The sequence below is a fragment of the Cobetia sp. 1AS1 genome (genome assembly GCF_029846435.1).
GTDB classification, from domain to species: domain Bacteria; phylum Pseudomonadota; class Gammaproteobacteria; order Pseudomonadales; family Halomonadaceae; genus Cobetia; species Cobetia amphilecti.
The window spans coordinates 533,339-545,976 of the sequence record NZ_JARWKU010000002.1; the positions used below are offsets into that span (position 1 = coordinate 533,339).

The window sequence follows — 12,638 nt, forward strand, 5'->3', positions numbered from 1 at the left end:
TGTCGGTGGCTGGGACTGATGACACAGGCGCTGATGACCGGGGCTGATGAAAGTGTTCAGCGCGCGTCGGCCAGGGCAGTCTGGAACTGCGTCACCACGTCTGCGTCAAGTGCCTGGGTGTGCTGCTGAATCACCGGTGCCAGGGCCTCACGCATGCGCTGGCGCTCACTATCCGCGACCACGTTGACGGCCATCTTCTTCTCAAGGGCACTCAGTAATTCCTCGTTCAGGGCGCGGCTCTGTTCGCGCTGATAGAGCGTGGCTTCACGGGCGGCCTCGCGGACCAACTGGCGCTGCGCCTCATCGAGTGACTGCATGAAGTCGGCCGAGGCGACCAGCACCAGGGCGTCATAGGCATGCGCGGTGCGCGAGAGGTACTTCTGGACCTCGAAGAAGCGCTTGGCGTCGATCACGGTGTAGGGGTTTTCCTGGCCATCCACCGTGCGGGTCTCCATGGCGGTAAACAGCTCATTGACCGACATGGGCACGGCGTTGGCTCCCAGCCCATTGAAGAGGTCGATGTAGAGCGCGTTCTGCATGGTGCGAATCTTGAGGCCTTCGATGTCCTCGAGCGTCTCGATGGGGCGGCGGCTGTTGGTCATGTGACGGAAGCCGTTCTCCCAGTACTCGAGTGCCACCAGCTGCTTGTCATCGAGGCTTGCGAGCAGGGCTCGGCCGGCCTCGCCATCCAGCACCGCGTCCGCATGTGCACTGTCATCGAACTGGAAGGGCAGGCTGACGATGTTGAAGTCAGGATTGAGACTGCTGAGGGTCGCGGTGGACGGTACGGTGAAATCCAGGGTCCCGGACTGCAGCATCGAGGTCATGTTGACGTCGTTGCCCAGAATGCCGTTGGAGAACACCTTGACGGTGATCTCGCCGTCGGATCTTTCCTCGACGAGTTGTGCGAACTTCTTGGCCCCCAGCGTCTGCGGGTGGGCATCCGGCAGGCTGGTGCCCATGCGCGCGGTGATCTCGGCGTGGGCAGTGGTCGCGAAGGTCAGCATCAGACCCAGCGCGGAGACTGTCTTGAGCAGGCCTGTCTTGAGCAGGGCTTTGTTGATCAGAGCTTTATGGGAAAGGGCGTGGCGGGTAAGCATGGCGAATTCCTCGCAAGTTGTTGTTATAGAAGATGTCGTTGTGGCAATCGCTGGCGTGGCGGTCGTCGTCATTCCGGCCCGTCGGTAGCGTTCAAGCGGTAGCGGCGCACGGCGTTGTCGCAGAACAGCTTGAGACGGTGTTCGGGACTCAAGGAGCGGCTGAGGTCCTTGAAGGCCTGCAACAGCGTATCGAGCGAGGTCACCAGCCCATCGACCGGGAAGTTGCTGGCGAACATCACGCGGTGGACCCCGAAATGGCGCAGCACGATGGCAAAGACCTCACGGTTGTCTTCCAGCCGCCAGGGCTGACCCGCGATACCCAGCCCCGAGAACTTGATCATCACCTGTGGCCAGGCGGCGACCTTGGCGAGGGCCCGTGACCACTGACGCAGGGTGTCGGGATGACGATCACCGGGCACACCGGCGTGATTGATCACCACCGGCATCTCGGGGTGGCGGTCCAGCAGTGGCAGCAGTTCCTCGAGGTGCCACCAGGGCACCTGTAGCTCGAAGATCAGCCCGCGCCGCGCGACTTCACTGACGCCGTACTGATAGCGCGGGCAGCGCAGCGAGCCGGGCATGGCGTGGGTGGCAAGCCTCGGATCGTGACGTTCCAGCGCGGCCGGCTTGTGGCGAATGCCCATGACCAGGCTGCCTCTGGGGGCACGTGGCTCACACAGCGTTGCGAGTTGCTCGGCGATGTCGTCCTGATCCAGCCAGGCCTGGGCGATCATGGCGTTCGGCCAGCCGGTCTCGCGGGCAGTCTCCTCGACCCAGCGCACTTCCTTGAGCGCATCGCCCCGCGCCCATTCCGCTTCCATGTAGACGCAGCCCATCACGCGATGCGCCTTTCCCGCCGCCATGAGGTGCTCGGCGGGCAGGTAGGGGCGACGAATCGCGGCATAGTCGCCGTAGCGGAAGGCAATCATCGGCTCATCGCACAGCCAGGGGTGGTAATTGCGCGTCGGGTCCCAGACATGCATGTGGGCATCGATGATCGGCAGGTCTTCATCCTGCTGCGTGGCCAGATAGCGCTCGCGTTGCTCGCCCAGTTCGGCAAGAGACGCAGGCATCACCGGGGATTGGAGTGAGTCAGAGAGCATGGCGAGCTTCCTTCCAGTGGCGAGTCAGGCGAGCGTAATCAGTGGGCGAGAGCGGCGTCGATGCGTTCCAGCAGCTCGCTGCCGTGCTTGGCGGTGAACTCGGCGCGCACCGGCTCGGCGACCTTGGCCCGCATGCTGGCGGTATCGGGTTCGCGCACGACCTGCATGCCCTGTTCCTCGAGGAAGGCCAGATCGCCCTGTTCATTGTCATGATTGAGCTGGCGCTGATAGCGGGCCGCTTCGCGGGCTTCTTCCTTGATCAGCGTCTGCAGTTCGGGGGCGAGGCTGTCGAACGTCTGCTTGTTCATGATCAAGGGCGCGGCGGTATAGGCATGCGCGGTCAGCGACAGATGGTCCTGCACCGAATACAGGTTGGCGGAGCGAATCAGGCTGACCGGATTCTCCTGGCCATCCACGGTGCGGGTTTCCAACGCGGTATAAAGCTCCGCGAAGGGCATCGGAGTCGGGTTGGCGCCGAGGGCCTGGAAGGCGGCGATATGCGCCGGGTTCGGGGTGGTGCGCAGCGTCAGGCCGCTGATGTCATCGGCGGTCTCTACCGCGCGGCGTGAGTTGGTCAGGTTGCGAAAGCCGATTTCCCAGAAGGCGAGCCCTTCGATCTGCTGAGGCTGCATGGCAGTCAGCAGGTCCTGACCGACCTCGCCGTCCAGTACCTGATAGGCCTGCTCGCGGGTGTCGAACAGGAAGGGCAGATCCAGCACGTTGAGCTCGCTGACCAGACCACTGAAGTAGGGATTGCCGGAGAGCTCCAGATCGATGGTGCCGCTGCGGACACCGGAAATCATCGCCTGGTCATTGCCCAGCTGGCCGTTGGGGAAGATCTTGACCGTCAATTCTCCCGCGCTGCGCTCGGCGAGACGTTCGGCGAAGCGTTCGGCGGCCAGATGCTGCGAATCGGTGACCGGGTGGGCATGCGCGAAGGTCAGCGAGGTGGCGGCAGTGGCGGTGCCTGTCATCGCCAGGCTGAGCAGGGCGGCGGACAGGAGGGTGGCGGTGGTGTGGTGGCGTGAGGTTGTCATGGCGAAACCCTTTTCTCGTTATTGTCGTGATGCATTGGCGGCGTGTTGACGCTGGTGCTGCTGTTGGTGCTATTGGTACTGCTGGTGCTGCCGGAATCAGGGCCGTGTGATGGCGGGGTTCTCAAGACCCTGATCCTTGCTCTACTTGTTGTGTTGATCGGCAGTGTTCACAGCACTGCCATGGCGGATGGCTGCTCCGCTTGGTTGTCGTGGGACTCGAAGGCGACCGGGTTGCGCAGCGCGCGGCCGAAGGCCGGCAGTTCGATCTCGAAGCGGTCTCCTTCCTGCACCTTGATCTGATCGGCGAAGCTCAGCGTGGCGGTGCCGAAGAAGTGCACATGCAGGTCACCGGGCGCGCGGAACTGGGCGTACTTGAAGTGGTGGTGTTCCAGGTTGGCCAGGCTGTGGGCCATGTTGGCCTCACCGGTCAAAAAGGGCTTCTCCCACAGGGTCTGGCCTTCGCGGGTGATGCGGCTGGTGCCTTCCAGGTGTTGGGGCAGTTCGCCGATCAGCAGCTCAGGCCCGTAGCTGCAGGCGCGCAGTTTGGAGTGGGCCAGCCACAGGTAGTTGGCGCGCTCGGTGATGTGGTCGGAGAATTCGTTGCCCACGGCGTAGCCGATGCGGTGCGGCTGGCCATTGGCATCGTTGAGGTACAGGCCGACCAGTTCGGGCTCCTCGCCGGCATCCTCGGCGAAGGCCGGCACGCTGATCGCGGTTTCCGGCGCGACCACGATGCTGCCATCACCCTTGTAGAACCATTCCGGCTGCGCGCCGACCTGGCCCGCGGCGGGCTTGCCACCCTCGAGGCCCATGCGGAACATGCGCATCGAGTCGGTGACATTGGCGTCATTCTCGCTCTGTGCCTGGGCGGCGGCATGCATGGCATCGCGGGTGTCAGCACTGCCCAGGTGGGTCAGGCCGGTGCCGGTGACGGTGCAGCGCGCGCGGTCGGGGTGGGTGACCGGCGGCAGCAGTTCGCGGCGATCGATCGCCTGCTTGTAGTCGACCAGGGTGTGCGAGTAGTGCTGTTCGAGCAGCGCGCTGAGCCCGATGCCCAGCTCGATGGCGCGGGTGGCCAGCTCATAGGTGCCACCGGGGAAGTCGAGCAGGCGCAGCTGGTCGCGGCTTTCGACCACGGCGACCCGCGGGCCATTGGCGGTGCGAAGTTGGACGAGTCTCATGATGGCTTCCTCACTCGATGATGTTGAACTGATCGAAGTAGTCGCTGTTCAGCTCGAGGCCCAGCCCCGGGGTCTCTTCGTCGAGATCGATGAAGCCGTTCACCGGCTCCGGGTCGCCCTTGAAGATGTAGTAGAAGAGCTCGTTGCCGATCTCGACATCATGCACCGGGAAGTATTCGCTCATCGGGGAGGCCAGTGAGGCCATGGTCAGGTGGTAGTTGTGCATCTGGCCGGCGTGCGGGATGACCGGCACGCTGAAGGACTCGGCGAGGGCGTTGATCTTGCGCGCGGCGGTGATGCCACCGACCCGGTTGGTGTCGTACTGGATGACGGAGACGGCGCGCTTTTCCAGCAGCTGGCGGAAGCCGTAATGGGTGAATTCGTGCTCGCCACCGGAGATGGGAATGCTGGTCAGCTGATTGAGTTCGGCGTAGCCATCGATGTCATCGGCGATCACCGGCTCTTCCAGCCAGCGCGGCTGGAAACGTTCCAGCTTCGGCAACATGCGCTTGGCGTAGTCCAGGTTCCAGCCCATGTAGCACTCGAGCATCAGGTCGACATCCTCGCCGATGACTTCGCGCACGGCGGCCACGCTATCCAGGTTGGCACGCACGCCCTCGACCCCATCACGCGGGCCGTAGCCGAAGCGCATCTTCATGGCGGTGAAGCCTTGATCCAGATAGGACTGGGCCTCTTCCTGCATGCCCTTGAGGTCGGTGCGGTAGAGCTTGGAGGCGTAGCAGGGAATCTTCTCCTTGGTACGTCCGCCCAGCAGCTTGAAGACCGGCTTGCCGACCGCCTTGCCCATGATGTCCCAGATGGCGATATCGACGCCGGAGATGGCGGCCATGCCGATGCCCTTGCGGCCCCAGGCGTGGGTGGAGCGGTACATGCGCTGCCACAGGTATTCGTAGTCGAAGGGGTCCTGACCGATGATCAGCGGCGTGAGGTACTGATCGATGATCGCCTTGGCGATGCGCGGCGCCAGCGCCACGTTGCCCAGCCCGACCAGGCCGTTGTCGGTCTCGATCTCCACTACCGTCCAGCCGTGGAAGCGGAAGGTGCCCATCGAGTCGCCCTTGTCCCACAGCTCGTCCATGGCGTTGGAGCAGAAGTGGGCGGTCGGGGGGACGGTGTGGCCTTTCCATTCGAAGACGCGGGTTCTGACGTTGGTGATCTTCATCGAATTATCCTTGTTGTGGATGGCGTTGATTCAGGTTCATGAGCGAGAGGCGCAAGCGCATCAGGCAGAGGCGGTCTCGAGACGCAGTGCACGCAGGTTGGTGCCCATGCGCTTGGCGATCGCGAAGGCATTGCGGGTCGGGTTGACGTCCGCCTTGCCCTGACCGGCGATATCGAAGGCGGTGCCGTGGGCCGGCGTGGTGATGGGGATAGGCAGGCCGCCCTGGACGGTGACGCCGGACTTGAAGCCCAGCAGCTTGATCGCGATCTGCCCCTGGTCGTGGTACATGGTCACGATGGCGTCGTACTCGCCATCGCGCGCCTTGATAAATATGGTGTCGGCCGGGAAGGGGCCTTCGACCGGGTAGCCCTGTTCATTGCAGCGCGCGACGGCCGGCGCGATGACGTCGATTTCCTCGCGCCCACAGGTGCCACCTTCGCCACCATGGGGATTGAAGGCGGCGACGGCGATGCGCGGGCGCTCGAAGCCAGCCAGTTTCAGCGAGTCATGAATCAGCTGGCTGGCGGCGATGATGCGCTCCTGGGTGACGTACTCGGCGGCGTCCTTGAGCGGGATGTGCGAGGAGATGCGCGAGGTCCACAGCGTCCCCAGGGTGTTGAACTCGCAGAAATAGCCCTCGACTCCCAGTTTCTCGGCGAAGAAGTGCAGCTCGTCCTCGTGGCCGAGGCCCCCTTTCTTCATCGACAGCTTGTTGAGCGGCGCGAAGCAGATGGCGTCGACTTCCTCGTTCTGGGCCGCTTCCAGGCAGCGAGACAGCACCGCGAGGGTCGAGGCGCCACAGGCGGCGCTTTCCTCGGCCAGCGTCACCTCCTGCTGCGCCACGCTTTCCACCAGCATCAATGACAGGCCTTCATGCTCGCGGGCCTCGGCGAAGCTTGCGACGCGTGGCAGCTGGGTGAAGAGACCGGCCTGGCGTTGGCCCTGCTCCCACAGCCACTGATCGCCGACCAGCACGCTGTGGGTCTCGGCGAATTGCTCGGGTTCCGCGACCAGGCGCGCGATCAGCTCCGGGCCGATACCGGCGGGGTCACCAAGGGTGAGGGCAATGACAGGGCGTGTTGCTGACATGTGAATTCCAGCCTTGTGAGAGTTGGCGTTGTTGTTGGTTTCTTCAATCAATTCGCACTTTATGGTCTGCTGGTTGGTTTACCAGACCAGTTGAGATAAAAATTAGCCGAGCCCACGCTGATCGGTCAAGGTTTTCTCGAAAATTGCGACCATGGTCGGTTTGTGGATGCGTGATATGCGGTTGTCGGTTATGCTGGTATGAAATCTATACCAGTGGAGGCTGCATGAAGCAGACGCCTTTCGCCTTCGAGAAAGCGCTGAAGAATCAGACCAAGAAGGAAATTCTCGCCGACAAGCTCATCGAGATGATCCTGACGGGGCTGCTGCGCGATGGAGATGAGCTGCCCAGCGAGCGTGAGCTGGCGCAGTTGTTTGAAGTGAGTCGTGAGACGGTGCGCGGGGGGCTGGCGCTGTTGACGGGCTATGGCCTCTTGAATGTCTCGCACGGCAGCAAGTCACGGGTCTGCGCCAGTGAGGCCGTGATCGACAGCTTCCGCAATCATCCCGCGCGTCAGCAGGGCGATGAGCTCAACAACCTGGATATCGAGAGCGTCTTCGAGAGCCGGATCGTGGTGGAATCGGCCATCGCCCGCCGCGCCGCGCGACATATCGATGAGGTGGGGCTCAAGAAGCTGGACGCCTTGCTGGAGGCCCAGTCACAGCACTTCGACTCGCCGGTGAACTTCCAGCTCTCGGATCAGAACTTCCATCACGTCATCGCCGAATACTCGCGCAACGAGATCCTGATCCGCTATGCCGATGAGCTTTATACCTACGCGCTCAACATTCGCCGCCAGGTCATGGCCGAACACGGCTCGATCAAGCGCAGCTATGAAGAGCACGTACGTATCGTCGAGGCATTACGTGCCGGTGACCCGGACGCCGCCGAACGCGCCATGCTCTCGCATATCGACAGCGTCTATTACACCACGCGCGACAAGATGCCCCACTGAGAGGGGGTATGAAGCACGAGAGGTATGCATAAGCGGTGAATATATAAGTGAAAAAAAATAAAAGGGCACGAACAAGCGGACCCTGAGCGCGCTGCCTCAGTATTCCACGCCCGTCATCACCCAGACGATGCGGGTCTCGGTCTCGCCTGGGTTGCGAATCCAGTGGGGTTCCTCTCCGGTCAGTGAGAAGCTGTCGCCCGGGTTGAGCAGGAAGACCTGTTCGCCGAGGGTCAGCTCCAGCTGGCCACTTTCCACATAGCCCGCTTCCTCACCGCGCCGCTCACGCGGTGTCTCGCCGCCGCTGCCACCGGGCTGCAGGCGGGTCATGATCAGGATGAGCTGACCGCTCAGGCGGGGGGAGAGCAATTCTTCCCGCGCGCCGATGGCGCCGAGGTTCATGGCACGGCGCTGATCCGCGCGCACGATGGTTTCCTGCTCGAGCGCCGAATCACTGCCCCCCGGCTGGAAGAACCAGCTGACGCGCACGTCGAGGGCATCACTCAGCGTCTGCAACACCCCGATGGGCAGCGAGGAGACGCCGCGTTCCACCTGGCTGAGGTAGCCGACGGATTTGCCGACGCGTTCCGCCAGTTGGCTGAGGGTCAGCTGGCGGGACTTGCGCAGGTCGCGCAGCTGCCTGCCGATACGGCGGTCTTCCTGTTCTGCATTGCTGAGCGTGTTGCCGGTTGATGCCTGTGAGGAGTCTGAGTCCGTGGTCATCCGGTTTCCTCTTGGCAATGGGCGCTGGCGGTCAATGCGTGGCGTTTCATGTGGATGAAAAGCACGCAGCGGTTTTCATCAGCAAGATTATCAGCATGCGGCGTCGAGAGATAAGCCTGTGTCGTTATCAAATCGTCGTGTCGAGGCGGGTCTTGATAGGGGGTTGAGATCGAGACTTCTGAGATAACGCTTGAGACGCAAAAGGCCAGTCATCGCGACTGGCCTTTTGCGTCTGTGCTGCGCGTGAAAATCACGCGGCTGGCGTAAAGGCCGGTCGCTGCTTGCGGAAGGCCTGTTTGCGGGTGATCTTGCCCTTGTCGATGGTGAAGAGATCCACGCTATCGGCCTCGACACGCAGGCCATCGGGCTGGGTCGCCATGAAGGTGCATTCGGAGACGACGCGCTGATCGGCGAAGAAGAACTCGCCCTTGGCCCACTGCACATCGGGCATGGTCGTCCAGGTATTCACGAAGGCGTCGCGCACGGCGGCCTTGCCGACGATACGCGTGCCGTGCGCCTCATCGCCGGACACGGTGTCGAAGACCACATCGTCGGCGAAGTATTCCATGACCTCATCGATGGCGTGGCGATTGAAGGCATCGAACATGGCGGTCATCTGTTCACGGTTCATGGTGCGTCTCTCTGGTGCTTGCATGCCGAAGGAGGCATGTCAGTGGGAGGTGCCGCGACGGGATTCGAGAGCGCCGCGGCGTGTCAGGAAGTGATAGCGGTAAGTGATAGGGGCGATCAGTGGCGGAACTCGCGCGGCGCGTGTCTCAACTCACCTTGTCCAGCACCTGGAAATACTTGTAGAGCAGGTGCTGGCCCATGCGTCGGATAGGCCTGAGCGGATGGGCGGGCAGCGGCGAGTTGAAGATCGGCAGATGGACCTCCGGCAGCGACTGCCCGGCGATCAGCGCGGCCAGCTGCCTGGAGGCATAGGCCGAGAACGACACGCCGTTGCCGCTGTAACCCTGGGAGTAGAAGATCTGCTGCTTGGGGTCTGGCTGCACGATGCGCGGCATCATGTCGTGGGAGATATCCATCCAGCCATGCGAGAACCACGGCGTCTCGATGCCGGCCAGCGCCGGGAACTTGCGCGCGATGGCCTCATGCACCACATCCAGATGCCGGGCGTTCTGCGCATCCGCGCCACTGATGGCACTACGCGTGCCGATCTGCAGGCGCTTCTCGGGCAGCAGTCGGTAGTAGTGGCGCAGCTTGCGGGTGTCCGTGGCGAAGATGGTGGAATGCAGGCCGCAGGCCTCGATCTCCTCGTCGGTCAGGGTGCGCGTCCACACCGAATTGGCCATGATCGGCATGTTGCGATAAGCGGTCAGCGAGTGAAGGTTGGGGCTGGTATAGCCCGCCGTGGCGATGCCCACCGCGCGTGCCTTGACCGTGCCGCCCGGGGTCTGCAGATAGTGGATGCCGTTCTCGGTCGTCCAGTGCTGTACCGGGCTGCTGGTGTGGATTCTGGCGCCATGGCGGCGCGCGATACGCGCGTAGCTGTAGGCCAGCTTGAGCGGCTGCACGGCGATGCCCTCGGGCTCGAGCATCGCGCCGTGACTTTCCTGATCGCCCATGAAGTCACGGTGCACTGACGCGCGGTCCAGCGTTCGGGTCCGGTAGCCGAGGATGTTGTTGCACAGACGTGATTCGGCCTCGAGATGCTGCATGGCCTGCGGGCTGTGGGCGATCAGCAGATTGCCCAGTGGCTGAGGCTCGCATTCCACCTCCGGGTCCTGGGTCAGGGACTTGAAGACCTCGAACCCCTCCAGGCTATTGGCGTGCAGCTGGCGCGCCATGTCGACGCCCCATTTCCTGACCCACTGGCTGCGGCTCAGGCGCCCCCAGGCCAGATGCCCCTGGCCGCCATTGCGGCTGGTGCAGCCCCAGCCGATCTGATTGGCCTCCAGCACCACTGCCTTGATGCCATGCTCACGCGCCAGGAACATCGCCGTGGCAAGGCCGGTGAAGCCGGCGCCGATCAGTACCACGTCTGCCTCCATGTCGTCAGTGACCGGGCCATCATCCTCGGGCGGCGGCCCTGCGTGGTAGCGCCAGTAGCTCGGCGCATAATCCACTCCTTCGCCCGGGGAGCTGTCCTTGAGAGGGTCGTAGTGAGGGTTGTAAGGCTGCTTGACAGTCATCGTGGGTCACCATCCGTCTTGTTGTTGGCGATCGTTGTCATTGGTGATCGTTGTTGGTGATCAGTGTCATTGGCGATCAATGGCGGTGCTGGTTCGTGCGCGTTGCGCTCGGGTGGCTTGCCTGCTCGAGTCGACGTGAGCCCGTCATGCCGCTCAGGTCGCGCCCGGGATGGGTTGGCTTCCCGACCCCGGGAGGGCGGGGGGCGTAGCCGTGGTACTTGGCGATGTACTGGGCGTGCTAGCTGGCGTGGCGGGTGTCACAGCGCTGTAGGCTTCCGGCTCAACGGCTTCGGCAGGCATCGGCTTTACCTGAGGGGCCGGCTGCATGGCCGTCGCGGGCTGTTCATGGGTCGCCTTGAGCATGCGATAGACCGAGAACATGTAAGCGATGCTGACGAGGAAGAAGGGCGCGCCGACCACGATCGCCAGGCTCTTGATGGCGTTGAAGCCACCGGCAAGCTGGAAGACGATGCCGGTGACGCCGATGATCACGCCCCACAGCAGCCGCATCAGGATCTTCGGATTCTCGTTGCCATTGGAGACCTGCATGGCCGAGAAGAACGAGGCCGAATCCGAGGTGGTGACGGCGAAGACGATGATGTTGAACAGCACCGCGAGGCACAGCCACCAGCCGCCGGGCATGCTCTGCAGCAACAGGTAGATGCCGGATTCCGGATTGCCCTGCACGCTTTCCCACAGCGGTACGATCTGATTGACCTCGGCATAGCCGGCCGAGCCGCCCCAGATGCTGAACCACACGATCGACAGCAGCATCGGCACCACCACCACGCCGAACACGAATTCGCGCAGGGTGCGGCCCCGGGAGATGCGCGCGATGAAACCGCCGCAGAAAGGAATGTAGGAGATGTACCAGAGCCAGTAGAAGATCATCCACCAGCCCACCCACTCGCGCTGTTCGAAGCTGCCTGCGTCGGTCCAGAACTGGTTGACGAACACCGACCCGAAGTAGTCACCGAACTGCTGGGTGATCATGTTCAGCAGGTACTGAGCCGGGGCGTGGCCGAAGGCCAGCAGCGCCAGCAGAATGGCGCCGGCCATGATCATGTTGAGCAGGCTGAGGTACTTGATGCCGCGCTCGATGCCGGTCGCCGCTGATGCCACATAGGCGATGATGATCACCAGCATCACCATGGCCTGACCGAAGGCGCCGAACTCGAGACCGAACAGCACCTTCAAGGCATAGCTGATGGAGGTGACGCCTAGGCCGATCATGGTGGCATTGCCGCCGATGGTACCGATCACGCCAAGCCCGTTGGCAAGCTTGCCCCACAGACTGCTGTTGCAGCGCTCCCCTAGAAGACCGTAGAGGCCGGTGGCGACCGTCAGCGGCTGCCCGAGGCGATAGGCTGGGAAGGCGATGGCCCAAGCGGCCACGGCAAACAATGCCCAGCCATTCATGCCCCAGTCCATCAGGGTATTGCGGATCGCGGTCGATACCCCGGCCTGCTGGCCGACTTGATTGAGGTCCTGCACATGCGAGGAGGTATAGAGGTGCGTCAATGGCTCGGCGACGCTGAAGAACACGAAGCCGATGCCCAGCCCGCAGCTGAAGATCATCGAGATCCACGCCACATAGCTGAACTCAGGACGTGAATCATCCGGCCCCAGGCGGATGCCGCCGAAGGGGCTGAGCAACAGATAGAAGCTGAAGATCAGCGTCGCGGCGACCCCGAGCACGAAGCTCCAGCCGAAATTGAAGATCAGGAAGTCGCGTATGCCGGACAGCGCCGCGCCGGTCTGCTCCGGCGCCGCCAGGGCATAGATCATGATCAGGGTGTAGATGCTGAGGACGGGCCAGAACAGCCCTTTATCGTAGTCGCCAAGCAGACCGGATGAGCGCGGAACGCCGTTGCTGCCAGCGCGCTCAGCCGCTGCGGGATTGCGTGTTGCTGTCACTGGGGTGCCTCCAGGAAGGGGCCCTGATGCTCCACGCCAGATCTCGTCAGACACCTGACAAGCCGACAGGAATATCGAGAGCAGATTTTATTGTTGTCATGGGAGCGGGGGCTGGGACGTCGCCCTTCATCGAACCGGCTAGGTCCCCATCCATCGTCAGTGAATGCGCTGCAGCTGATACAGCACTCGATGAATCTTCTCG

At 62.9% G+C, this 12,638-nt stretch carries 11 protein-coding genes; 1 reads left to right on the plus strand and 10 read right to left on the minus strand.

Translation table 11 applies throughout. From position 1 onward, the window contains the following. Positions 1 to 56: 56 nt before the first annotated feature. The 6 genes from QD280_RS06115 to QD280_RS06140 form a co-directional block, all read right to left on the minus strand. On the minus strand, positions 57 to 1,100 hold the full coding sequence (locus tag QD280_RS06115; RefSeq protein ID WP_279838620.1) for a TRAP transporter substrate-binding protein: 1,044 nt from the start codon (positions 1,098 to 1,100) through the stop codon (positions 57 to 59). 68 nt (positions 1,101 to 1,168) lie between these two features. Further along, positions 1,169 to 2,203: an amidohydrolase family protein gene (locus QD280_RS06120; protein WP_279838621.1), complete on the minus strand. Its 1,035-nt coding sequence runs from the start codon at positions 2,201 to 2,203 to the stop codon at positions 1,169 to 1,171. Positions 2,204 to 2,241: 38 nt separating this feature from the next. Then, positions 2,242 to 3,240: a TRAP transporter substrate-binding protein gene (locus QD280_RS06125; RefSeq protein ID WP_192837784.1), complete on the minus strand. Its 999-nt coding sequence runs from the start codon at positions 3,238 to 3,240 to the stop codon at positions 2,242 to 2,244. A gap of 167 nt (positions 3,241 to 3,407) precedes the next feature. Further along, positions 3,408 to 4,421 carry an AraD1 family protein gene (gene araD1 / locus QD280_RS06130; RefSeq protein WP_279838622.1) on the minus strand — a complete coding sequence of 338 codons (1,014 nt, stop codon included), beginning with the start codon at positions 4,419 to 4,421 and terminating at the stop codon, positions 3,408 to 3,410. 10 nt (positions 4,422 to 4,431) lie between these two features. Beyond that, positions 4,432 to 5,604 (minus strand): L-rhamnonate dehydratase, encoded by a 1,173-nt coding sequence (locus QD280_RS06135; protein ID WP_024952543.1) that lies wholly within the window; start codon positions 5,602 to 5,604, stop codon positions 4,432 to 4,434. 60 nt (positions 5,605 to 5,664) lie between these two features. Continuing rightward, positions 5,665 to 6,693 carry a 4-hydroxythreonine-4-phosphate dehydrogenase PdxA gene (locus QD280_RS06140; protein WP_215823095.1) on the minus strand — a complete coding sequence of 343 codons (1,029 nt, stop codon included), beginning with the start codon at positions 6,691 to 6,693 and terminating at the stop codon, positions 5,665 to 5,667. Positions 6,694 to 6,917: 224 nt separating this feature from the next. On the opposite strand from QD280_RS06140, the gene QD280_RS06145 reads away from it, so the two are divergent. Further along, positions 6,918 to 7,646: a FadR/GntR family transcriptional regulator gene (locus tag QD280_RS06145; RefSeq protein ID WP_054556160.1), complete on the plus strand. Its 729-nt coding sequence runs from the start codon at positions 6,918 to 6,920 to the stop codon at positions 7,644 to 7,646. Between the two features lie 96 nt (positions 7,647 to 7,742). Here QD280_RS06145 and QD280_RS06150 read toward each other — a convergent pair whose 3' ends face one another. The 4 genes from QD280_RS06150 to QD280_RS06165 form a co-directional block, all read right to left on the minus strand. Further along, positions 7,743 to 8,366 carry an XRE family transcriptional regulator gene (locus tag QD280_RS06150; protein WP_279838623.1) on the minus strand — a complete coding sequence of 208 codons (624 nt, stop codon included), beginning with the start codon at positions 8,364 to 8,366 and terminating at the stop codon, positions 7,743 to 7,745. Positions 8,367 to 8,616: 250 nt separating this feature from the next. Continuing rightward, the gene (locus QD280_RS06155) at positions 8,617 to 8,997 is read right to left on the minus strand and encodes a nuclear transport factor 2 family protein (protein ID WP_279838624.1); all 381 of its coding nucleotides are present in this window, start codon (positions 8,995 to 8,997) and stop codon (positions 8,617 to 8,619) included. Between the two features lie 145 nt (positions 8,998 to 9,142). Then, positions 9,143 to 10,519 (minus strand): FAD-binding oxidoreductase, encoded by a 1,377-nt coding sequence (locus tag QD280_RS06160; protein WP_279838625.1) that lies wholly within the window; start codon positions 10,517 to 10,519, stop codon positions 9,143 to 9,145. Positions 10,520 to 10,672: 153 nt separating this feature from the next. Next, on the minus strand, positions 10,673 to 12,436 hold the full coding sequence (locus QD280_RS06165; protein WP_279838626.1) for a BCCT family transporter: 1,764 nt from the start codon (positions 12,434 to 12,436) through the stop codon (positions 10,673 to 10,675). Between the last annotated feature and the right edge of the window lie 202 nt (positions 12,437 to 12,638).

What these genes read in the sequence shown, in the direction of transcription:
- QD280_RS06155 (WP_279838624.1), bottom strand. Translation starts at nt 8,997, where the DNA reads ATGAACCGTGAACAGATGACCGCCATGTTCGATGCCTTCAATCGCCAC.
- QD280_RS06145 (WP_054556160.1), top strand. Translation starts at nt 6,918, where the DNA reads ATGAAGCAGACGCCTTTCGCCTTCGAGAAAGCGCTGAAGAATCAGACC.
- QD280_RS06160 (WP_279838625.1), bottom strand. Translation starts at nt 10,519, where the DNA reads ATGACTGTCAAGCAGCCTTACAACCCTCACTACGACCCTCTCAAGGAC.
- QD280_RS06135 (WP_024952543.1), bottom strand. Translation starts at nt 5,604, where the DNA reads ATGAAGATCACCAACGTCAGAACCCGCGTCTTCGAATGGAAAGGCCAC.
- QD280_RS06115 (WP_279838620.1), bottom strand. Translation starts at nt 1,100, where the DNA reads ATGCTTACCCGCCACGCCCTTTCCCATAAAGCTCTGATCAACAAAGCC.
- araD1 (WP_279838622.1), bottom strand. Translation starts at nt 4,421, where the DNA reads ATGAGACTCGTCCAACTTCGCACCGCCAATGGCCCGCGGGTCGCCGTG.
- QD280_RS06140 (WP_215823095.1), bottom strand. Translation starts at nt 6,693, where the DNA reads ATGTCAGCAACACGCCCTGTCATTGCCCTCACCCTTGGTGACCCCGCC.
- QD280_RS06120 (WP_279838621.1), bottom strand. Translation starts at nt 2,203, where the DNA reads ATGCTCTCTGACTCACTCCAATCCCCGGTGATGCCTGCGTCTCTTGCC.
- QD280_RS06125 (WP_192837784.1), bottom strand. Translation starts at nt 3,240, where the DNA reads ATGACAACCTCACGCCACCACACCACCGCCACCCTCCTGTCCGCCGCC.
- QD280_RS06150 (WP_279838623.1), bottom strand. Translation starts at nt 8,366, where the DNA reads ATGACCACGGACTCAGACTCCTCACAGGCATCAACCGGCAACACGCTC.